The organism is Streptomyces sp. NPDC046925 (assembly GCF_040644915.1).
Taxonomy (GTDB): domain Bacteria; phylum Actinomycetota; class Actinomycetes; order Streptomycetales; family Streptomycetaceae; genus Streptomyces.
Map to the genome: position 1 here is coordinate 277082 of NZ_JBEYWZ010000007.1, position 21102 is coordinate 298183.

At 70.7% G+C, this 21102-nt stretch carries 21 protein-coding genes; 11 read left to right on the forward strand and 10 right to left on the reverse strand.

Annotation, left to right across the window (positions count from 1 at the left end):
* Position 1 precedes the first annotated feature (1 nt).
* Positions 2 to 511 (reverse strand): carboxymuconolactone decarboxylase family protein, encoded by a 510-nt coding sequence (locus tag ABZ906_RS28165; RefSeq protein WP_361387252.1) that lies wholly within the window; start codon positions 509 to 511, stop codon positions 2 to 4.
* 15 nt (positions 512 to 526) lie between these two features.
* Between ABZ906_RS28165 and ABZ906_RS28170 the strand changes: the two genes are divergently transcribed.
* Both ABZ906_RS28170 and ABZ906_RS28175 read left to right on the forward strand, forming a co-directional pair.
* Complete coding sequence (locus tag ABZ906_RS28170; protein ID WP_361387255.1) at positions 527 to 1111, forward strand: MarR family winged helix-turn-helix transcriptional regulator; 585 nt, start codon at positions 527 to 529, stop codon at positions 1109 to 1111.
* A gap of 101 nt (positions 1112 to 1212) precedes the next feature.
* Complete coding sequence (locus ABZ906_RS28175) at positions 1213 to 2205, forward strand: aldo/keto reductase (RefSeq protein WP_361194533.1); 993 nt, start codon at positions 1213 to 1215, stop codon at positions 2203 to 2205.
* Between the two features lie 140 nt (positions 2206 to 2345).
* Here the strand turns inward: ABZ906_RS28175 and thpR are convergent, their stop codons facing one another.
* Complete coding sequence (gene thpR, locus ABZ906_RS28180) at positions 2346 to 2915, reverse strand: RNA 2',3'-cyclic phosphodiesterase (RefSeq protein ID WP_361387258.1); 570 nt, start codon at positions 2913 to 2915, stop codon at positions 2346 to 2348.
* A 118-nt stretch (positions 2916 to 3033) separates the two neighbouring features.
* Here thpR and ABZ906_RS28185 point away from each other — a divergent pair, with 118 nt between their 5' ends.
* Positions 3034 to 3543, forward strand: a complete 510-nt coding sequence (locus tag ABZ906_RS28185) for a GNAT family N-acetyltransferase (protein WP_361194529.1) — start codon at positions 3034 to 3036, stop codon at positions 3541 to 3543.
* Positions 3544 to 3584: 41 nt separating this feature from the next.
* Here the strand turns inward: ABZ906_RS28185 and ABZ906_RS28190 are convergent, their stop codons facing one another.
* A complete protein-coding gene (locus tag ABZ906_RS28190; protein ID WP_361194526.1) occupies positions 3585 to 4925 on the reverse strand; it encodes an MFS transporter in 1341 nt (446 codons plus the stop codon).
* A gap of 68 nt (positions 4926 to 4993) precedes the next feature.
* Positions 4994 to 5431 (reverse strand): MarR family transcriptional regulator, encoded by a 438-nt coding sequence (locus ABZ906_RS28195; protein ID WP_361194525.1) that lies wholly within the window; start codon positions 5429 to 5431, stop codon positions 4994 to 4996.
* A 144-nt stretch (positions 5432 to 5575) separates the two neighbouring features.
* Here ABZ906_RS28195 and ABZ906_RS28200 point away from each other — a divergent pair, with 144 nt between their 5' ends.
* Entirely contained in the window at positions 5576 to 5758 is a 183-nt protein-coding gene (locus ABZ906_RS28200; protein WP_361194523.1) for a ribbon-helix-helix protein, CopG family, read from the forward strand.
* A gap of 36 nt (positions 5759 to 5794) precedes the next feature.
* Here ABZ906_RS28200 and ABZ906_RS28205 read toward each other — a convergent pair whose 3' ends face one another.
* Entirely contained in the window at positions 5795 to 7237 is a 1443-nt protein-coding gene (locus ABZ906_RS28205; RefSeq protein ID WP_361387261.1) for an NCS2 family permease, read from the reverse strand.
* A gap of 221 nt (positions 7238 to 7458) precedes the next feature.
* Between ABZ906_RS28205 and ABZ906_RS28210 the strand changes: the two genes are divergently transcribed.
* A complete protein-coding gene (locus tag ABZ906_RS28210) occupies positions 7459 to 7728 on the forward strand; it encodes a DUF2530 domain-containing protein (RefSeq protein ID WP_361194519.1) in 270 nt (89 codons plus the stop codon).
* A gap of 115 nt (positions 7729 to 7843) precedes the next feature.
* The gene (locus tag ABZ906_RS28215; protein WP_361194517.1) at positions 7844 to 10246 is read left to right on the forward strand and encodes a cation-translocating P-type ATPase; all 2403 of its coding nucleotides are present in this window, start codon (positions 7844 to 7846) and stop codon (positions 10244 to 10246) included.
* 7 nt (positions 10247 to 10253) lie between these two features.
* On the opposite strand, the gene ABZ906_RS28220 is transcribed toward ABZ906_RS28215, so the two are convergent.
* The 3 genes from ABZ906_RS28220 to ABZ906_RS28230 form a co-directional block, all read right to left on the reverse strand.
* Positions 10254 to 11087: a calcium-binding protein gene (locus ABZ906_RS28220; RefSeq protein ID WP_361387264.1), complete on the reverse strand. Its 834-nt coding sequence runs from the start codon at positions 11085 to 11087 to the stop codon at positions 10254 to 10256.
* Positions 11088 to 11255: 168 nt separating this feature from the next.
* On the reverse strand, positions 11256 to 14399 hold the full coding sequence (locus ABZ906_RS28225) for a molecular chaperone Hsp90 (RefSeq protein ID WP_361387267.1): 3144 nt from the start codon (positions 14397 to 14399) through the stop codon (positions 11256 to 11258).
* 335 nt (positions 14400 to 14734) lie between these two features.
* Positions 14735 to 15673, reverse strand: coding sequence for a DUF3027 domain-containing protein (locus ABZ906_RS28230; protein WP_361387270.1), 939 nt, complete (start codon positions 15671 to 15673; stop codon positions 14735 to 14737).
* Positions 15674 to 16065: 392 nt separating this feature from the next.
* Here ABZ906_RS28230 and ABZ906_RS28235 point away from each other — a divergent pair, with 392 nt between their 5' ends.
* From ABZ906_RS28235 to ABZ906_RS28250, 4 genes are all read left to right on the forward strand, one after another.
* Positions 16066 to 17430: an MFS transporter gene (locus ABZ906_RS28235; RefSeq protein ID WP_361194697.1), complete on the forward strand. Its 1365-nt coding sequence runs from the start codon at positions 16066 to 16068 to the stop codon at positions 17428 to 17430.
* 142 nt (positions 17431 to 17572) lie between these two features.
* On the forward strand, positions 17573 to 18085 hold the full coding sequence (locus ABZ906_RS28240; RefSeq protein WP_361194511.1) for a hypothetical protein: 513 nt from the start codon (positions 17573 to 17575) through the stop codon (positions 18083 to 18085).
* Between the two features lie 16 nt (positions 18086 to 18101).
* Positions 18102 to 18767 (forward strand): futalosine hydrolase, encoded by a 666-nt coding sequence (locus ABZ906_RS28245; protein WP_361387273.1) that lies wholly within the window; start codon positions 18102 to 18104, stop codon positions 18765 to 18767.
* The gene (locus ABZ906_RS28250; protein WP_361387276.1) at positions 18760 to 19644 is read left to right on the forward strand and encodes a 1,4-dihydroxy-6-naphthoate synthase; all 885 of its coding nucleotides are present in this window, start codon (positions 18760 to 18762) and stop codon (positions 19642 to 19644) included. Before ABZ906_RS28245 ends, ABZ906_RS28250 begins: the two co-directional genes overlap by 8 nt.
* 25 nt (positions 19645 to 19669) lie before the next feature.
* Here ABZ906_RS28250 and ABZ906_RS28255 read toward each other — a convergent pair whose 3' ends face one another.
* The gene (locus ABZ906_RS28255) at positions 19670 to 20053 is read right to left on the reverse strand and encodes a cold-shock protein (protein WP_076685560.1); all 384 of its coding nucleotides are present in this window, start codon (positions 20051 to 20053) and stop codon (positions 19670 to 19672) included.
* 171 nt (positions 20054 to 20224) lie between these two features.
* On the opposite strand from ABZ906_RS28255, the gene ABZ906_RS28260 reads away from it, so the two are divergent.
* Positions 20225 to 20476 carry a hypothetical protein gene (locus tag ABZ906_RS28260; RefSeq protein WP_361194506.1) on the forward strand — a complete coding sequence of 84 codons (252 nt, stop codon included), beginning with the start codon at positions 20225 to 20227 and terminating at the stop codon, positions 20474 to 20476.
* Here the strand turns inward: ABZ906_RS28260 and ABZ906_RS28265 are convergent.
* Positions 20473 to 21099 carry a haloacid dehalogenase-like hydrolase gene (locus ABZ906_RS28265; protein ID WP_361387279.1) on the reverse strand — a complete coding sequence of 209 codons (627 nt, stop codon included), beginning with the start codon at positions 21097 to 21099 and terminating at the stop codon, positions 20473 to 20475. The genes ABZ906_RS28260 and ABZ906_RS28265 overlap by 4 nt on opposite strands.
* Positions 21100 to 21102 lie beyond the last annotated feature (3 nt).

Below are 21102 nucleotides of genomic sequence, written 5' to 3' on the forward strand. Positions count from 1 at the left end.
CTCACGCGGCGCGCGTCAGCCGGTTCGCGAGCGTCGACATCGTGTACGTGCCGATGCCCATCACCACCTCAAGGGCGTTCCGCTCCGTGTAGCCCGCCGCGAGGAACCCCTTCAGCTCCTCGTCCCCGACTCCTCCGGCGGTGGTGAGCACCTCAAGGGTGAACTGCCGTATAGCTTCGAGCCGTTCGTCTCCCACCAGGGCCCGACCCTCGCGCAACGCCTCGATCAGTCCGGCGTCCGCGCCCAGCTTCCGCAGCTTGCCGGTGTGCATGGCCACGCAGATGTGGCAGTCGTTGCGCACGGCGACGGTCATGACGACGACTTCCCGCGCCACCGGCTCCAGCGTCGTCCGCTCGAAGGACGCGCTCAACTCAAGGAATCCGTTGAGCAGTTCGGGCGACTCCGCGAGCCGGGCCACGGCGCTCGGCGTCCTGCCGAAGGCGGCGGCCGTACGCTCCATCGCCGCGCGGGACTCCGCGGGCGCGGTCTCGACGGTGTGCTCGGCAAACAAGAGGTACCCCCTACGATGGACAACGTGGTTGACGAAAAAAAGGTAAACCAGGTTGTCGATCCCCGCAAGGCGCCCCGCAAGGAGCCCGGCAAGGCGCCCGGCGAGGCGCCCCGCAAGGAAGCCGAGCCGCCCGAGGAGGACGTCCCCGGCTTCGAGCTGCCCCTGCTCCTCTTCGCCGGTTTCCGCACCCTGATCGACCGGCTGCACGCCGAGCTGGCCCACCAAGGTCACCCGGACGTCCGCCCGGCCCACGGCTTCGCCATGCAGGCCATCGGCGTACGGGGCGCGAGCGCCAGCGAGGTGGGCCGCAGGCTCGGCGTCTCCAAGCAGGCCGCGGGCAAGACCATCGACCGCCTGATCACCCTCGGCTACGCGGAACGCACCGACGACCCGGCCGACGCCCGCCGCAAGCTGATCCGCCTCACCCCGCACGGCATCGACGCGCTGCGCCGCTCGGCCGCGATCTTCGACGAGCTGCACGCGGAGTGGTCGAAACAGCTGGGCACGGACCGGCTGCGCACGCTGGAGAACGACCTGCGCACGGTCGTACCGCCGGACGCGTTCCGCCTGGACGCGGCGGGCTGGCTCGGCGGCTCGTGACGACTTCCCCCGCGGCCGATCGCTCCCCGGCCCCGCGACTGATCGCCCCCGCGCCCCGCCCCCTTGCATAGAGCGCACTCCAAGTCGTTGGCTGGTCAACCATGAAGTACACGCAGCTGGGACGCACAGGGCTCAAGGTCAGCCGGCTCACGCTCGGGACCATGAACTTCGGGCCGCTCACGAACGAGCCGGACAGTCACGCGATCATGGACGCCGCGCTCGACGCGGGCATCAACTACTTCGATACCGCCAATGTCTACGGATGGGACGAGAACAAGGGCCGCACCGAGGAGATCCTCGGCACCTGGTTCACGCAAGGCGGCGAGCGGCGCGACAAGGTCGTGCTCGCCACCAAGGTCTACGGGAACATGGCGACCGACGGAAAGCCGGCGTGGCCCAACCACGACCTGCTCTCGGCGGTCAACATCCGCCGTTCCGTGGAGGCATCGCTCAAGCGCCTGCAGACCGACTACATCGACATCTACCAGTTCCACCACATCGACCGCCGCACGCCGTTCGACGAGATTTGGCAGGCGATCGACACCCTCATCACGCAGGGCAAGATCCTGTACGCCGGGTCGTCGAACTTCCCCGGATACAAGATCGCCCAGGCCAACGAGACCGCCAAGCGGCGCGGCAGCTACGGCCTCGTCAGCGAGCAGTGCCTCTACAACCTCGCCGAGCGCAGCGCCGAGATGGAGGTCATCCCGGCCTCGCAGGACTACGGCCTGGGCGTCATCCCGTGGTCGCCGCTGCACAGCGGGCTGCTCGGCGGCGTACTGAAGAAGGAAGGCGAGGGCAAGCGGCGTACGCGCGGGCGGGCCGCCGACGAGCTCGCGAAGCCCGAGGTGCGGGCGCGGGTGCAGGCGTACGAGGACCTGCTCGACAAGCACGGCCTCGCGCCGGGCGAAGTCGCGCTCGCCTGGCTGCTCACGCGGCCCGGCGTGACGGGGCCGATCGTCGGTCCGCGCACCTCGGAGCAGCTCACCAGCGCGCTGCGCGCGGTCGAGCTCGAACTCTCCGACGAGCTGCTCGACGCCCTGGACGAGATCTTCCCCGGGCCGGGTCCGTCTCCGGAGTCCTTCGCCTGGTAGGGACCGGCCGAACTACGCGGTCGTGGCCGCGGTCATCGCCTCACTGGCCGACCGCGGCCGCGACCGCCACGACGACGAACATCAGCACGAGTACACCGGCCATGATCCGGTTCCTGGTTTTCGGGTCCACGTAGTCGAGGTTAACCGGCTCCGCCCAGTGGCCATCGACCGACCACCTCATAGCGGGGCCGCTCCCCCGGCACTCCGCTCACGGGAAGATTGCTTCGTACGAGGGTCAGCTCGGTCACGGGCCACTGAGCGCCCTCGAAGTCCGCGAGGGCGTCGACGTAGGCGCGCAGGGAAGTTTCCCCCCGGCCGCGGGCCAGTGTCAGGTGGGGGCGGTAGTGGCGGTGCTCCTCCATGGGGATGCCGCACTTGCGGGCTGCGGCGTCCGCCCTCCGGGCGAGGAGGCGCAGGGTCTCGATGTCGCCGCGAGCGCCGGCCCACAGCGCGCGGTCTCCGAAGTGGCCTCCGGCGTGGAGGGAGAGGGGGAAGGGGGCGGTGCGGTGTGCGGCGCGGGAGAGGCGCTCTGACAGCTCGGGGACGGTGGCGTCCTCGACCTCGGACATGAAGGCGAGAGTGAAGTGCCAGCTCTCGCGGAGCGTCCAGCGGAGGTCTCCGGCGCCCGGCAGGGCCTTCAACTTGTCCGCCGCCCCGGCCAGTTCGTCCGCCGCTGCGGAGGGCGGCAGCACCGCCGCGAAGAGTCTCATGGGGTGAGTGTGGCCTCCGGCCGGTTCTCTCCCCAACCCATTACCGGCTCCGCCGGGTTCGTCGTCGAACAACGGACGGCCCGGATATCCGGGCCCGGACCCGGGGAGAGAAGATCGCATGGACAGCCACATACACATCCGCCCCGGCGGCCCCGACGACATCCCCACCGTGCTCGCCCTCTTCGACGAAGCCGTCGCCTGGCTCGTTTCGCAGGGGCGCACCGGGCAGTGGGGCGACAAACCCTGGTCGACCAACCCGAAAACCATCGCCCTGGTCGAGAAGTACCTGACCACCGGCTCCGCCTGGATCGCGGAGATCGGCGGGCTGCCGGTCGGCACGCTCACCCTGACCGACGGACCGGGGTCGTACATCGAGCCGGTGGAGGAGCCGGAGCGGTACATCCACCTGCTGGCATCCCGACACGGGACGGGCGCGGGCGCCGCCCTCCTCGCGCACGCGGCAGAAGAAACCCGGAGCCAGGGGATCTCCCTGCTCCGGGTCGACTGCTACGCGGGCGACGACGGCAAGCTCGTCGCGTTCTACGAGCGCAACGGCTTCACGCGGACCGAGGCCTTCGTCGAGCAGAACGGCACCTGGCCGGGCCAGATCCTGGCCCGGCGGGTGTGACCGGCCAAGTGCTCACTCGGCAGGTGTGACCGACCGAGAACTCACGCCGCCGTAGCCAGCTGCTCGCGCGGCACGAACTGCACGTGCTGCTGTCCCCGCCGCAGATCCACCTTCAGCCGCAGATTCGCGGCGCGGGCCAGCATCAGGCCGACACCGACCGCGGCGACGGCGCATATGAGTCCGCCGGCGGCCATGCTGACGCGCACTCCGTACGCGTCGGCGAGCCAGCCGAAGAGCGGGCCGCCAAGCGGCGTGCCGCCGGTGAAGACCATCATGAAGAGGGACATGACGCGGCCGCGCATCTCCGGGTCCGTGGCCATCTGGACCGACGAGTTGGCGGTGACGTTCACCGTCAGGCCCAGGATGCCGATCGGCACGATCAGCGCGACGAACATCCACAGCTCGGGTGCGAACGCGGCCACGATCTGCAGTACGCCGAAGGCCATCGCGGCCCCGGCGAGCAGCCTCAGGCGCGAGGTGCCGCGCCGGGCCGCGAGCAGCGCGCCCGCGAGGGAGCCGATCGCCATCAGGGTGTTGAACAGCCCGTACATCCCCACGCCGCCGTGGAAGATGTCGTCCGCGAAGGCGCTCAACCAGATCGGGAAGTTGAACCCGAAGGTGCCGACGAAGCCGACGAGGACGATCGGCCAGATCAGCTCGGGGTGCTTGGAGACGTAGTTCAGGCCTTCCCTCAGCTGTCCCTTGCCGCGCGGCTTGCGCGGGGTCGGGTGCAGCTCGCGGGTCCGCATCAGCATCAGGCCGGTGAGCGGCGCGAGGAAGGACAGGCCGTTGGCGAGGAACGCCCAGCCGGGGCCGACCGCGGCGGTGAGGCCACTGGCCACGGCGGGGCCGATGAGCCGGGCGGACTGGAAGTTCGCGGAGTTCAGCGAGACGGCGTTGCGGACCTGGTCGGGTCCCACCATCTCGGACACGAAGGACTGCCGGGTCGGGTTGTCGACGACCGTGACGAGGCCGGTGAAGAAGGCCGCGAGGTAGACGTGCCAGACCTGGACGTTGCCGCTCAGGGTGAGCGCGGCCAGGAACAGACCGCTGATGCTCATCGCGCCCTGGGTGCAGAAGAGCAGCTTGCGCTTGGCGAAGCGGTCCGCGATGACGCCGCCGTACAGGCCGAACAGGAGCATCGGCAGGAACTGCATCGCGGTGGTGATGCCGACCGCGGCCGAGGAGCCGGTGAGGCTCAGGACCAGCCAGTCCTGGGTGATGCGGGCCATCCACGTGCCGGTGTTGGAGACAACGGCGCCGGAGGCGAAGAGCCGGTAGTTGCGGATCTTCAGCGAGCTGAACATCGACGACTTGCCGACCGGGGTTTTGTCGAGGGCGGTTGGTGCGGGGGCGGAGTCTGCTCCGGATCCCGTACTCAAAGGCGGTTCGCCTCCTTGGCGTGGTGCGGTCTTACGGCACACGGCGGGTGGCCCGCCGTGTGCGGTGCTTACAGGTGCGCGAGCTTCTCCAGGACGGGAGCGGCGGCGCGCAGGCGTGCCCATTCGTCGTCGTCGAGATGCTCGGCGAGGCCGGCCAGCCAGGCGTTCCGCTTGCGGCGGCTCTCCTCGAGCATGGCCTCGGCCGTCTCCGTCTGGGTCACCACCTTCTGGCGGCGGTCCTCGGGGTGCGGCTCGAGCCGGACGAGACCCTTGGCTTCGAGCAGCGCGACGATGCGGGTCATCGACGGCGGCTGCACGTGCTCCTTGCGGGCCAGCTCACCCGGGGTGGCGTGGCCGCAGCGGGCGAGGGTGCCGAGCACCGACATTTCGGTGGGGCTCAGCGACTCGTCGACCCGCTGGTGCTTGAGTCGACGGGACAGGCGCATCACGGCGGAGCGCAGTGAGTTCACGGCGGCGGCGTCGTCACCATGGGAGAGGTCCGGCATGTTCGTTAGAGTAACTCATTACTCTAGCTAAAGACCACCTCGATTCCCGCGGCGCGTCACCCGGAACCCTTACGTCACCCATATGAGTGAGGCGGCTGCGGAAAGTGAGACACGGCGCGCGCGGCGGCAGCGACCCTGTTCTGCATGGGATCGACAGTGCTCAGCCTGCGAATAGACGGTGAGCTGCTCGACCGGCTCAAGCAGCACGCCGCCAGAAGGGGCATGAGCGTCCAGGACTACGTCGTCGGGACGCTTGTCCGCGGTGACTTCGACGAGCGCTTCCAGAGCGCCGTCGAGGAGACGGAAAAGTTCTACGGGGCGGCCTGATGGCCGCCCCGCAGACACACTCGCACCACCGGCGGCCTAGGTCAGGCCGAGCGCCGGCATCAGGTAGTAAAAGGCGAAGACGGCCGACACGACGTACATCGCCGCGGGCACCTCGCGGCCGCGGCCCGACGCGAGGCGCAGCACGGTGAAGGTGATGAAGCCGATGCCGATGCCGTTCGTGATCGAGTACGTGAACGGCATCATCAGCATCGTCAGGAACGCCGGGATCGCGATGGTGAAGTCGGCCCAGTCGATCTGCCCGATCGAACCGGACAGGATCAGGAAGCCGACCGCGAGCAGCGCGGGCGTGGCCGCCTGGGACGGGACCATCGTCGCGATGGGCGTGAGGAACAGCGCCACGGCGAAGAGGCCGCCGGTGACGATGTTGGCGAAGCCCGTACGTGCGCCTTCGCCGACGCCCGCCGTGGACTCCACGAAGCAGGTGGTGGCCGATGCGGAGGCCGCGCCGCCCGCGGCGACCGCGATGCCGTCGACGAACAGGACCTTGTTCATGCCCGGCATGTTGCCGTTGGCGTCCGTGAGCTTGGCCTCGTCGCCGATGCCCATGATCGTGCCCATGGCGTCGAAGAAGCAGGACAGCAGCACGGTGAAGACGAAGAGGATGCCGGTGAGCAGGCCGACCTTCTCGAAGCCGCCGAACAGGCTGATCTGACCGACGAGCCCGAAGTCCGGCGTGCTGACCGGGTTGCCGGGCCACTCGGGAGTCGTCAGGCCCCAGGAGGGGATCTCCGCGACCGCGTTGACGATCATCGCCACGATCGTCATGACGACGATGCTGATGAGGATCGCGCCGGGCACCTTGCGCACGATCAGGCAGAGCGTGAGCAGCGTGCCGAGCACGAAGATCAGTACGGGCCAGCCGTTGAGGTGGCCGTCGCCGCCCAGCTGGAGCGGGACCGTGGTCTGTGCGGCGTCCGGCATGCGCGAGACGAAGCCGGAGTCGACGAGGCCGATCAGCATGATGAAGAGGCCGATGCCGATCGCGATGCCCTTGCGCAGGCCGAGCGGCACCGCGCTCATCACGCGTTCCCGCAGGCCGGTGGCGACGAGCAGCATCACGACGAGTCCCGCGAGGACGACCATGCCCATCGCGTCGGGCCAGGACATGCGCGGCGCGAGCTGGAGGGCGACCACGGTGTTCACGCCGAGGCCCGCGGCGAGCGCGATCGGGACGTTGCCGATGACGCCCATCAGGAGCGTGGTGAAGGCGGCGACCAGGGCGGTCGCGGTGACCAGCTGGGCGTTGTCGAGCTGATGCCCGTACATGTCCTTCGCGCCGCCCAGGATGATCGGGTTCAGCACGATGATGTAGGCCATCGCGAAGAAGGTGGCGAAGCCTCCCCGGACCTCACGGACGAGGGTGGAACCCCGCTCGGTGATCTTGAAGAAACCGTCGATGCCTCCCTGCGGGGGCGTCGGCGGTTTGGCGTCGACCGGGGTGGTGGCCGAGGAAGACATGCGGGACCTCGTGGACTCAGAGAAACGCAGAGAAAGGGAAGATCGTTAAGCGGTGGCCGCCGATCGATTTGTTTCTTCTTACGAAAACAACCAGCCATTAACGAGCCGTTTCAGTATGAATACATGAAGGGGAAATCGCTATCTCCGCGCGTAGACCCCTGTGGCACCGGGCCCCGCCAGCCCCATCAAGGGCCCGCCCCGGCTGCTCGTAAGCTATGCGCATGGAGAAGTGGACCCCCAAGCACGAGGCGCCCGAGCCCCTGGAGGGCCCCGTCGTCGCCACCATCGTCGGCGGCACGATCCTCTGGTTCGTCCTCTTCCTGGTGCAGCTGCCGTTCTACGGCTGGTTCGACGACCGCGACGCGACCTGGTGGGTATGGACCTGCCTGGCGGGCGCGGGCCTCGGCCTGATCGGCATCTGGTACGTGCGGGGCCGCGACGCCGCGATCAAGCGGGACGCGGAGCGCAAGGCGGCGGCAGCCGGGGAGTAACCCCTCCCTGGGGGTGGTCGCCCGTACAACCACGGGAGTGTCCCTGTCCTACCGTGGTCGGATCTTTGGGGCGCTCAAGGGGTGAAGCCCCCATCCCGCCCGTACCGTCGATTCCATGACGCATATCGACGCGGGCGCCGAGCTCGACCCGGTCCACCCGGTGGAGCTGCCCACCGGACGCGCGACGGGCCTGACGGCCGCCGAGGTCGCCGAACGGGTCGAACGCGGCGAGGTCAACGACGTACCCGTCCGCAGTTCCCGGTCCACCACCGAGATCATCCGGGCGAACGTCTTCACCCGCTTCAACGCGATCATCGGCGTGCTCTGGGTGATCATGCTCTTCGTCGCGCCGATCCAGGACAGCCTCTTCGGCTTCGTGATCATCGCCAATACGGGCATCGGCATCATCCAGGAGCTGCGGGCCAAGAAGACCCTGGACGGACTCGCGGTCATCGGCGAGTCCAAGCCGACGGTGCGGCGCGACGGCAGAGCCGCCGAGATCTCCACCTCCGAGATCGTCCTGGGCGACCTGGTCGAGCTGGGACCCGGCGACAAGATCGTCGTGGACGGCGAGGCGGTCGAGACCGACAGCCTGGAGGTCGACGAATCGCTCCTGACCGGTGAGGCCGACCCGGTCATCAAGAAGCCCGGCGACAAGATGATGTCGGGCTCGTTCGTGGTCGCGGGCGGCGGCGCGTTCACCGCGACCCGGGTGGGCCGCGAGGCGTACGCGGCCCAGCTCGCCGAGGAGGCGAGCCGCTTCACGCTCGTCCACTCCGAGCTGCGCAACGGCATCTCCACGATCCTCAAGTACGTGACGTGGCTGATGGTCCCGACCTCGATCGGCCTCATCATCAGCCAGCTCGTCGTCAAGGACGACAACTTCAAGGAGTCCATCGCCTACACCGTCGGCGGGATCGTGCCCATGATCCCCGAGGGGCTCGTGCTGCTCACCTCGGTCGCCTTCGCGATAGGAGTCATCCGGCTCGGCCGCCAGCAGTGCCTGGTGCAGGAGCTGCCCGCGATCGAGGGCCTGGCCCGCGTCGACACGGTCTGCCTCGACAAGACCGGCACCCTCACCGAGGGCGGCATGGACGTGACCGAACTGCGTCCGCTGAACGGTTCGGACGAGGCGTACGTACGGAAAGTCCTCGGCGCCCTGGGCGAGTCCGACCCGCGGCCCAACGCGTCGCTCCAGGCGATCATCGACGCGTACCCCGACAGCGAGGAGTGGCGCTGCACGGAGTCGCTGCCCTTCTCCTCGGCCCGCAAGTACAGCGGCGCCTCCTTCAGCGAGGGCGACGGCGACAACTCGACGTGGCTGCTCGGCGCCCCCGACGTCCTGCTGCCCGACAAGGACCCGTCCCTCGCCGAGATCGAGGAGCTCAACCAGCAGGGCCTGCGCGTACTGCTCCTCGCCCGCGCCGCCGGTGAACTCGACGACCCTGACGTGGCCGACGGGGCCGAGGCCACCGCCCTGGTCGTCCTGGAGCAGCGGCTTCGCCCGGACGCCGGCGACACCCTGCGGTACTTCGAGGAGCAGGACGTCAGCGCCAAGGTCATCTCCGGCGACAACGCGGTCTCGGTGGGCGCGGTCGCCGGGAAGCTGGGCCTGCCCGGTGCGGAGAACACCGTGGACGCCCGCCGTCTGCCCACGGAGCAGGACGAGATGGCGGAAGCCCTGGACGCCAACTCCGTCTTCGGCCGTGTCACCCCGCAGCAGAAGCGGGACATGGTGGGCGCCCTCCAGTCACGCGGGCACACGGTCGCGATGACGGGCGACGGCGTGAACGACGTACTGGCCCTGAAGGACGCCGACATCGGCGTCTCGATGGGCTCGGGCTCGGAGGCGACGCGGGCGGTGGCCCAGATCGTGCTCCTGAACAACAGCTTCGCGACGCTGCCCTCGGTCGTCGCGGAGGGCCGCCGGGTCATCGGCAACATCACGCGGGTCGCGACGCTGTTCCTGGTGAAGACCGTCTACTCGGTCATCATCGCGCTGCTCGTGGTCTGCACTCAGGTGGAGTACTTGTTCCTGCCCCGCCACCTGACGCTGCTCTCGACCCTGACGATCGGCGTCCCGGCCTTCTTCCTCGCCCTCGCGCCCAACAAGGAGCGGGCCAAGCCCCACTTCGTACGAAGGGTCATGCGGTACGCGATCCCGGGCGGGGTGGTCGCGGGCGCGGCGACGTTCTGCACGTATCTGCTCGCCCGGAGCCACTACTCGGGCGCGGGAGCACGGGAAGCCGAGACCAGCGCGGCCACGCTGGCGCTGTTCCTGATCGCCATGTGGGTCCTCGCGATCATCGCCCGCCCCTACACGTGGTGGCGGCTCGGCCTGATCGGCGCGATGGGTCTCGGCTTCCTGCTGGTGCTCACCGTGCCGTGGCTCCAGGACTTCTTCCAGCTGAAGCTGGTCGGCACGACGATGCCGTGGGCGGCGGTCGCGATCGCGGCGGCGGCCTCGCTGGTGATCGAGGTCGTCTTCCGCTGGGTGGACCGCCGCTTCCCGGCCTAGCCCGGTACTACTGCACGTCCACGAAGTCGCTGGTGGACGTGACGGCCGGGGTGGTGGACGTACCGGCGAAGACGTAGCGGTAGTAGCCGTCCGCGGAGGCCTTCACGGTCGTCTTCAGGTTGCCCTTGGAGTCGGACGTGATGGTCTTCAGGGTGGAGTAGGAGGACGCACCCTTCTTCTTGTACTGGAGCTTCACCGACTGCTTGGTGTAGCCCGCGTACTTCGAGGTGTCCCAGTTGGCGCGGGTCAGGGCGCCGGTGACCGTGAGGGTCTTGCCCTTCTTTATGGGCTCGGGGGAGGCGTTGGTGGTGAGGCGGGAGTTGCGCTGGATGTTGGTGGAGGCCACCACGTCCTTGTCGATGTAGTCGCCGTCGTTGCCGATCGCGTACGCCGACACCTTCCACTTGCCGGCCAGGATGTTGCTGTACAGGTCGAGCTTCGGGTCGACCGTGAACTTGGCCGTGCAGGTGGAGGTGGTCGCGTTGACGACCTTGCAGGTGACCCCGCCTTCATCGGAGAAGATCAGGCCGTCGATGTCGGTCTCGACGTCCGAGCCGTGCCACAGCGCGGCATCGGCGTCGTAGATGCCCTCGGGGTCGGTGGCCGTGATGGCGACGCTGATCTTCTTCTTCTCGGTGGTGCCGAGCACGATGTTCTTGCCGCCGTTGACGGTGACCTTCGTGATCTTCGTGTCGCCGTCGACCTCGTCGGCGGGGGCGTTGGCTGCGAAGGGCGCGAACTTCGGGACGTTCGGCCCGTCGGCCGCCTGGGCGGCAGGCACGACGAGGGCGGACAGAGCCAGGGTGCCGGACAGTGCGGCCACGGTGGCACGGATGCGCATGTGTTCCCCAGTTGGGAAGGGAGCTCCGCGGTCTGGTGGGGGATGTCACGCGGAGCCCAGTGATCTAGGAGTCTGTTGACTCGCAAGATCAGACACACGACCAGGGCGCCTGGTTGCACAAGAAGTGAAGATTTTGTGACCGAGATCTGGACTACGGGGTTCCACCCGTCAGTCGAACCAGCGGTCCCGCTCAAGTTCCTCGGTGCGCGAGGGGTCTTCGAGGAGCGCCGCCACCTCGAACCGCCGAGGCCACTGCCCCGCCGCCCAGGCGAGCCCCGCGCCCACGCCCTCCAGCGTGGCCGCGTGCACGGTGCCGTCAGGCGTCCTGCGCCAGTCCAGCTCGACGTCCCCGACGAACAGCTCCTCGTACTCGACGTACGTCTCCGGGGTAGCGGAACCCAGCAGCACCCGCACCGAATCCGGCACCGGATGCTCGACCCCCTCCCCCGAGGGCTCCCCCGCCGCCGTCTCGCTCAGCCTGCGCACCTGGAACAGCTCGGCCAGATCACCCGCCTTGCGGGGCGCCACCGGAAGGAGCGCCACGCCACCGGCGACCGGCAGCAGGTCAGGCGCGTCGGCGACCACCGCGTCCGCCACGTCGACCACGACCACCTCACCGTCCACCACGGCCCGCACCTCGTCCGGCAGCGTCACCTGCTCCGGGTCCAGATCCGCCAGGGCGCCGTACAGCGCGTGCAGCTGGGCCGCCGAAACGGTCCGCTCCGGGTCCGCGAGCCGGTCGAGCAGTTCGGCCGCACCGCCCGGCTCCTCCAGGAGCGCGGCGACCGACGTACGGACGCCGAGCGCGCGCAGCACCTGCTCGTCGTCGAAACCGGCGGCGTCGGCGGCGTCGTAGAGCCCTTCGAGCAGCGGGTCGCCGCCCGACGCCCGCAGACCGGCGGGACGGCGGCCGCCGAGCACCGGGTTCCCGCGCAACCACCACGCCGTGTACGAACGGACGCTCTCCGTCGTGCCGTCCGGCAGCAGAATCCGCAGCGGCTGCGTGAGCGCGTCCCGCAGCGGCGGGCGCGAGAGCATGGCCAGGGCCTGCGGCCAGCGGTCCTCGTCGACCAGATCCAGATCCCGTACGGCGATGATCTCCGTGGCGACCGGCGGTACGGGCGTCTCCGGGAGCCGGTCGAGCACGTCCTCGCACCACACGTCGACCGCGTCGAGCAGCCCGGCGTCGTCGGGCTCGGCGAAGTCGCCGTCGCGCGGGTCGAGCTCATCGGGGTCGAGTACGACGTCCGTGGCGCGGACCAGGGCGAACGTGGCGAGCACACCGCACGCGGCGAGGGGCTGCTCGCCCCAGCGTTCGGCGAGGTCGGCGTCCACCGCGGCCAGTTCGTCCTCGCGCATGACCTGCGCGAAGGGGCTGCCGGGGAGGACGAGTTCACCGGCGGGGGCGAGTTCGCCGTCCTCGTCGTCGGGGAGGGCGAGCGCGCCGAGCCAGGGCTCGTCGCCGGGCGCGAGGTTCGCGTCACGGACGAGCGAGAGCACGATGTCCGCTAGTTCCTCGGCGTCCAGGGCGTCCTCGTCCCACGTGTCGTCGTCGAGGGACGCGGCGACGGCGGCACGGACCTGCGGGGTCGTCAGGACGGCGCGGGGCGTGGCGGGCAGGGCGCCGAGCTTCTCCAGGAGGGGATGCACGGCGTCGGGGTGCGCGACCTTCAGGCCCAGGCGTACGAGGGCGGCCGGGTCGCTCTCGTCGCCGATGACGGGCAGGAGGACCTGGCGGGGCCCGATGGTGGTGCGCCCGTCGGCAAGAGGGACGGGGAGCCCGGTGAGCCGGTCCGGGTCCACACCGGCGAGGGTGTCGTAGAGCCGGTGCCACCAGTCCGCGTCACGCTCAAGACCGGCGAGGCGGTCGATCGCCTCGGTCAGCGGGACGCGGGCGACACCGAGGGTGCGCAGCTCGGCACGGCGTTCGAGGCCCGCGGGCAGCAGGCTGGGCAGGACATCGGCGAGTACGCGTACGGTGTCGGCGCCCGCGCCCTCCACGACCTCCGCGTCACGCGGCCGCAGCGCGACGGGGACCTCCCACTCGGGTACGTCGGGGTCCTCTTGCGGGACGGCCTCCACCGCGGGAGGCAGGAAAGCCGTGCGGGGCAGCCGGTCGAGGACGGCCTGGCGCAGGGCGCCGTCGAGTTCGCTCTTGCCCAGCGGGCCGGGGACGAGGCCGATGATGCCTTCGCCGACGGGCCGCCAGCCGGCGAGCAGTTCGGCGTACGCGTCGGCCGCGCGCTGCACGAGGAAGTCGGTGAGGGGCCCCGGCGCCGCGTGCCGCCGGGTGGTGTCGAGCGGGAACGAGGCGATGAGCAGCGCGGGCACGCCGAGGGGCTCGTCGCTCGGGGTCGGCGCGTGCAGGACGGGGGCGCTGCGGGGCGGTGTGGGGGCGCCTTCGCGGTCGGTGGGGACGGCCCAGGTCACGGACCAGTGGGGCCGCAGCCGCTCTTCCACGGGGCGGTCGGCGAGGAGGTCGGGCTCCAGGGGTCCCTGGTGGCTGACGGTGCGCCAGCGAGTGTCGCCGTCACGGCTGTCGGTGATGTCGACGATGCCGTGGTCGGGTACGGCGGTACGGCGGAGGGTGCGGGCGGGGTGCTCGCCGACCTGGACGACGACTTCTTCGAGGCCGGGGAGGGCGAGCAGAAGGGCGTCATCGATCCCTTCGAGCAGCCGTACGACGAGGTCTTCGGCGGCGGCGTCGCGCAGGGGCAGGATGACGACGGTGTCGTATCCCTCCGGGGCGGTTCCTTCGGCGGCGAAGGGGAGGCGCAGGAGGGGCACGTGCCCGTCGCGCCTGCGGATCTCGTCCCCGAGGCCGGGGCTGAAGCGGGCGGTGTCGGCGGCGAGTTCGCGTGCCTCGCTCAGGGACCAGCGGACGCCGCCGGTGCGGCCCACGAGGGCGGGCTCGTCGGAGACGGCGAGTACGGCGGCGAAGCCGACGCCGAACCGTCCGACGGCTCCGTTGTTCTGCTCCTCCCGCTTGGCGGAGGCGCGGAGGGTGGAGAGGGATTCGACGCCGGTGGCGTCCAGGGGGGTGCCGTTGTTGGCGGCGGCGAGGACTCCGTCCCGGAGGGTGAGGGAGAGTCGCCCGGGGGCGCCGGACCTCGCTGCCGCGTCGGCGGCGTTCTGGGCGAGCTCGACGATCAGGCGGTCGCGGTAGCCGCCGAGGGCGAGGTCTTCCTCGGCGTTGGCGTCCTCACGGAAGCGGGCCGGGATCGCCGCCCAGGCGTCGAGGACTCCCCGGCGGAGCCGTGCCGTGCCGAACGGGTCAGTGCCCTCGGCCGCCGGCCGCACGGTCTTGCTCACGGTGTCGTCTCCCTCGCTCGGTTCGCGCGCCGAACGGTATCGCGTCCCGCCCCGCCTGACTGGCCTGGGGCCTCACGCGGGCCCTCCCTCTGCGGCGCGGCTCCGCGCTCCGCCCGGGGCGGCCGAAAACCTCCCGCCTGCGGGCCGGTGGACGGTTTTCCCGCGCTCCGCGCGGACATCTCCCACCCACCCACCCGATTACCCGGCGCAACGGGTGGGCGGGCGGGAAAAACCCGCGCGGAGCGCGGAAGGGCGGGGCAGTCGGCCCGCGCCCGGCAGCGAAAGGCCCAGCCCCGTCAAGGGGCCCCGCGTGCAATCCGCACCCCCAGCGGGAGCTAGGAGTGGCCGAGTTCTTCTGACGGGGCTTCCAGCGGGACCGAGCCCGAGTCGGGGGACGGGCGGAGAGGGAGCGCGTCCACGCGGGTTTCGTCGAGGACCGGCGCGGCAGGCCGCGGCGGAGCCGGCATCACGGCCGCCTCCGAATGGCCCCCGCAGCCGTACGCGAGGGACACGACATGCCCGTCCGCAGGCCCGAACTCATTGGCGCATACCCCGAACGCCTGCCCGAGCGACCCACCGATCGGCGCAAGGAAGCCACAGCTGACGCAGGACGCGGGCGCGGCCTGCGCCATCGCCGTCTTCGCCCCGTGCGACTCCTCCCAGCGGTCGGCCGCCGCATGCAGGCCGTACCGGGACAGGACACGCGCCCGGCGCATGCCGAGCTCGTCGGCGAGCGCCGCGATCGAGCCGCGCGCCGGCGCGGACGGCAGATCGGCGGGCGGCCCCGCGGTGATCTCGGCGTCCTCCGCCTCGGCGAGCTCCGCCATCTCCTCGGAGAACACGGAGTTCGGCGGCGGCTCCTCCTCACCCGAGTAGCCGGGCTCCAGGCGCAGGTCCTCCGCGTCCGTGGGGAGCAGATCGCCCGGGCCCATGTCTCCGGGGCGCAGCCGCTCGCTCCACGGCACCCACTCGGGGGCGAGCAGCGCGTCGGGACCGGGAAGCAGCACCGTCTCGTCGAGCGTGACGACCTTGCCGCGCGAGGCACGGGCCACCGTCACGGCCCAGCGCCAGCCGCGGTAGCCGAATTCCTTGCACTCGAACAGGTGCGTGACGACGCGGTCGCCCTCGACCACGACCTCCACGTGCTCACCGACCACACCGGGCGCCGCGGCCTCCTCTGCCGCTTCCCTGGCAAGGCCCACCGCCTCGGCGCACAGACGGTCGGGAGTACGCGGGGTACGCGGGGTACGGCTTCGCGTTGTCGCTGCGCTCACAGGTATCGCTTCTCCATTACGCCGTCTCACGAGTGCGCCACCCTTACGCGGGGGTGCGGACGGAGCGGACCGGAGGGCCGCGTCGACGTCCGCGCCCGAACGTCCTCGGGCGCACCTACGTCATCCATTCTGCGGGATGACCGAGAGGCGCGCGGCCAAGAACAACCGCCGCAGGCGCGCTACGCACGCTACCTTCTCCTGGCCCCTGGGCCTACACCGGCGTGCCCGGCCCCTGCGCCGACCACCCGCGATGCCGCCGCTTCGGGGCGGTTTACGACCCGCCCACCCGTTTACCCCGCGGCCGATCCGCACTTGTGAGGCCCAATAGGGGGCACTATGACGGAGTGACTGCCGCAAGGTCGTCGTCCTATCGAGGCGGACGCGGCCCGGTGCTGAGCCGGGCCGTCCGCCGGGTCGGCCGCGCCCTGCACCTGCCCTTCACGGGTACGGCCCGCGGCATCCGCAAGGCCACGCACGCGCACGGCGCGGGCGAGTCGGGGCTCGGCAAGCTGATCGAACTGCACGCCGTGAACGGCGCGGGCGACGTCATGATCACCATCGCTCTCGCCTCGACGGTCTTCTTCTCCGTCCCCACCGACGAGGCCCGCGGCCGGGTCGCCCTCTATCTCGCCATCACCATGGCGCCCTTCACGCTCCTGGCCCCCGTGATCGGCCCCCTCCTCGACCGCCTCCCGCACGGCCGCCGCTATGCGATGGCCGCCGCGATGCTGGCCCGCGCCCTGCTCGCCCTGCTGCTCTCCGAAGCGGTGATCACCGGCAGTCTGGAGCTCTATCCCGCCGCGCTCGGCGTCCTGGTCGCGTCCAAGGCGTACGGAGTCGTACGCAGCGCGGTGGTGCCACGGCTGCTGCCCAGAGGCTTCTCCCTGGTCAAGGCCAATTCGAGAGTCACGCTCGGCGGGCTGCTCGCCACCGGCATCGCGGCGCCCGTGGGTGCGGGGTTGCAGGCCCTCGGGCCGAGATGGCCGCTCTACGGCGCCTTCGTCATCTTCGTCGTCGGGATGTTCCTCTCCCTCTCGCTGCCGCCCAAGGTCGACTCGGCGAAGGGCGAGCACAAGGCGCTGCTCTCGGCCGACGAGGAGCATCTGCACCTGCACGCCCGCGCCGAAGCCGCGGCGGACACGTCCAAGAAGCGGCGCCTGGGTCTGCGTACGGTCGGGCCCGCCGTCACGCACGCCCTCGCCGCGAACGCGGCACTGCGCTGTCTGTCCGGTTTCCTCATCTTCTTCCTCGCCTTCCTGCTGCGCGAGGAACCGCTCGGCGGCCAGAGCGCCGCGGTGTCCCTGGGGATAGTGGGAGTCGCGGCCGGTACGGGCAACGCGCTGGGCACCGCGGTCGGCGCCGGCCTGAAGTCCCGGGCGCCGGAGATCATCATCGTGACCGTCGTCGGCATCGTGCTCGGCGTGGCGATCACCGCGACGGTGTTCTTCGGGGCGGTGGGCGTCGCCTGTCTGGGCGCGGTGGCGGGCTTCGCGCAGGCCATGTCGAAGCTGTCCCTCGACGCGCTGATCCAGCGGGACGTCCCGGAAGAGGTGCGCACGTCCGCCTTCGCCCGCTCGGAGACCATCCTTCAGGTGGCGTGGGTGGTGGGCGGCGGAATCGGCATGGCCCTGCCGCTGAACGGGTCACTGGGGTTCTCGGTGGCCGCCGCGATCGTCGCCGCCGGCTGGCTGTCGACCGTGCGCAGCCTGCTCGCGGCCGCCCGGCACGGCGGAAAGCGCCGTCCCCGGGTGGCGTGAGGCCGCCCCGGGGTGGCGTGAGGCCGTCCCCGGGTGGCGTGAGCCGGACAAATCGCCGGACGCGGCTCGTCGGACGTATGGCTGCGGCACGCCGCGACCCCCACGTGGCGGGACGGCACGGGGTGCCCGATAGCCTTCGCCCATGACCTCCCTGCTCCGCGGCGGAGCCGCACACGTTCTCAGCTCGGCGCGCGGCCGCCGTTCCGTGGCCGTCATTGGCGCTGTGTCCGCCGGACTCCTCGTCCTGTCGGCCTGCGACAAGCCGACGCCGCTCGCCACCGTGACGGTCGGCAAGGACTCGGTGAACTCCGATGCCACCTGCTACGACGACGGCGACGACATCGGCCGCGCGAAGGCCGCCAAGTGCGCCCTGAAGAAGGCCTCGAAGTCGATCTCCGTGGGCCAGGGCGAGACGCTGCGCATCGGCGTCGACCCCGAGGTGGCGAAGACCGGCTGGGCCCTGTGGGTCAATGGCCAGCAGGTCACCAACCCCTCCAAGAAGACGTACTACGCCTTCGAGGGCATCGACCTCTTCGCGCCGCAGCAGGGCCAGCCCGCGCCGGACAAGCTCTACATCAGCGTCGTGGAGCAGGACAAGGACGGCCAGAAGTTCAAGGGCGTCTGGAACTTCAAGCTCAAGAACGCCGACGCCTGACATCTCCGCGCCCCTGATGTCCCAGCCGTTGCCGTCCCGCGGCCCGCGGGTCCTGGTGGCCACCGCAGTCCCCGCCGAACGGGACGCGGTGGCCGGTTCGCTGCCCGCTCACGCCGACGCCGTGGCCGTCGGTGTGGGCCCCGCGGCCGCCGCGGCGCACACGGCGGCGGCCCTCGCGCGCGCCCCGTACGACCTGGTGATCTCCGCCGGGATCGGCGGCGGCTTCCGGCCCGACGCACCGCTCGGCTCCGTCGTGTTCGCCGACGAGATCACGGTGGCCGATCTGGGCGCCGAGACACCCGACGGCTTCCTGCCCGTCACCGAACTGGGGTTCGGTGCCGTCACCCACCGGCCGCCCCTTTCCCTCGTACGGGACATGGCCGCGGCCTGCGGCGGCCTGACCGGCACCGTCCTGACCGTCTCCACCGTGACCGGCTCGGCCGAACGCGCCGCCGAACTGCGGCGCCGCCATCCGCGCGCGCTCGCCGAGGCGATGGAGGGTTTCGGGGTCGCCGAGGCCGCCGCCGCGTACGCACTGCCCGTCCTGGAGATACGCGCGGTCTCCAACGCCGTGGGACCGCGGGACCGCGCGGCCTGGCGGATCGGCGAGGCGCTGGGCGCGCTGGGAAGCGCGTTCGGGAAATTCGCGCCCGTACTGGAGAGTTGGAAACGGCATGACTGAAACGCCCGCACAGGACGCGACCCCGCACCAGGGCCCCCTGCAGATCGCCTACTCGCCCTGCCCGAACGACACGTTCGTCTTCGATGCCCTGGCCCATGGCCGGGTGCCGGGCGCGCCCGGTCTCGACGTCACGTTCGCCGACATCGACATCACCAACGGCATGGCCGAGCGCGGCGAATCCGACGTCCTGAAGGTGTCGTACGCCGTCCTTCCCTACGTCCTCGACGAGTACGCGCTGCTGCCCTGCGGCGGGGCGCTCGGCCGGGGCTGCGGGCCGCTGGTCCTGACCCGCGAGGAAGGCGTCGACCTCACCGGCAAGACGGTCGCGGTGCCGAGCGAGAAGTCGACGGCGTACCTGCTGTTCCGGCTCTGGGCCGCGGACACGCTGACCGGTGGCGGCGTGGGCGAGATCGTCGTGCTGCCCTTCGACCAGATCATGCCCGCGGTGCGGGACGGCAAGGTCGACGCGGGCCTCGTCATCCACGAGGCCCGCTTCACCTATCAGAATTACGGGCTCCACTGCCTGGCCGACATGGGCGAGCACTGGGAGCGGACGACGGGCCTGCCCATCCCGCTCGGCGCGATCATCGCCAAGCGGTCCCTGGGCGAGGAGCGGCTGGGCCGGCTCGCGGACGCAGTCCGTACGTCGGTGCGGATGGCCTGGGACGACCCCGAGGCGTCACGTCCCTACGTGCAGGAGCACGCGCAGGAAATGGACCCGGCGGTCGCCGACCAGCACATCGGCCTGTACGTGAACGAGTTCACGGCCGACCTGGGCGAGAACGGCTACGCGGCGATCCGCGGGCTGCTGACGCGAGCGGCGGCGGAGGGGCTCGTACCGCCCCTCGCGCCCGACGCGCTCGGCTTCGGCCGATAAAGTCGGCCGGTAATTCGGCTGGTATCTACACGTCCAGCTGGTCCGCGACCGCGCGCAGCAGGCCCGCGATCTTCGCGCCCGACGCCTTGTCGGGGTAGCGGCCCTTCTCCAGCATCGGTGTGATGTTCTCGAGGAGGGTCGTCAAGTCCTGGACGATGGACGCCAGTTCGTCGGGCTTGCGCCGCTGGGCCGCCGCGACCGAGGGCGTCGGGTCGAGGATCGCCACCGACAGGGCCTGGTCACCGCGCTGGCCTGCTACGACGCCGAACTCGACGCGCTGGCCGGGCTTGAGTGTGTCGACACCTGCGGGCAGTACGGAGGAGTGCACGAAGACGTCGCCGCCGTCATCGCGGGAGAGAAAGCCGAAGCCTTTCTCGCTGTTGAACCACTTGACCTTGCCGGTAGGCACCTGAAGTCCTCGTCCTCGTACTTGTCGTCGTACGCGTCTATGCCGCGGAAAACGGCTCTGGATAGCACTACAGCGGGTCGCCCGACCCGCCAGCACCAAGACTATTGGTCCGGGGGCCGGTGACAAGACGTCCCCGGATTCTTCCTTCGCCCCGGGAACTACCCTGGTGGGGTGCGTGACAAAACCCAAGCGAATTCCGCCGGACCGGGCGACGGTCTGGTCCGGACCGGAGCAATCGTTTTCTTCGTCGGAGCCGTGGCCACTCTGGTCACGGTGGCCCCGCTGTTCCTCGGCACCGACCCCTTCCCGCCCATCGCGTACGCGGTGTGCATGCTGATGGGCGTCGGATTCGTCGTCGCCGTGGCGGGAGTGCTGCGCGGTATCGCCGTCCAGCGCCGTCAGGCCAAGTCCGCGGCCACTTAGCCGCGGTCGGCGGCGGCGTACGCGTCGAGCCAGGCCGGGAACTCGGTCAGGTCGGCGAGCACGGTGTCCGCGCCCGCCGATCGCAGTTCCGCTGCGTCGCACGGCCCGGTCGCCACCGCGACGGAGAGCGCGCCCGCCGTACGCGCGCCGCGTACATCACCGGTGTGGTCGCCGACGTACACCGACGCGTCGTGCTCGCGCAGCGCCTCCGCCTTCGCCTCGGCCCACAGCCAGCCGATGACGGCGTCCGCCTCGATGCCCAGGTGCGCCAGGTGGAGCTTCGCGTTCGGCTCGTGCTTGGCGGTCACCACGATCGCCCGGCCGCCGTGCGCGCGCACCGCCGCGACCGCCTCGCGGGCGCCGGGCATGGCGAGCGCGGGGGCGATGGCGTATGTGGGATAGATCTCACGGTAGCGGTCGCCCATCGCCTCGATCTGGTCCGCCGGGAACCAGTTGCGCAGCTCCTCCTCCAGGGGCGGGCCGAGCCGGGTGACGGCGAGATCGGCGTCTATGTACGTTCCGGTCTCGGCGGACAGGGCCCGGTAAGCCTCCCTGATGCCGGGCCGGGAGTCGATCAGGGTCATGTCGAGGTCGAAGCCGACCGTCAGAGCGCGTGAGGTCATGAG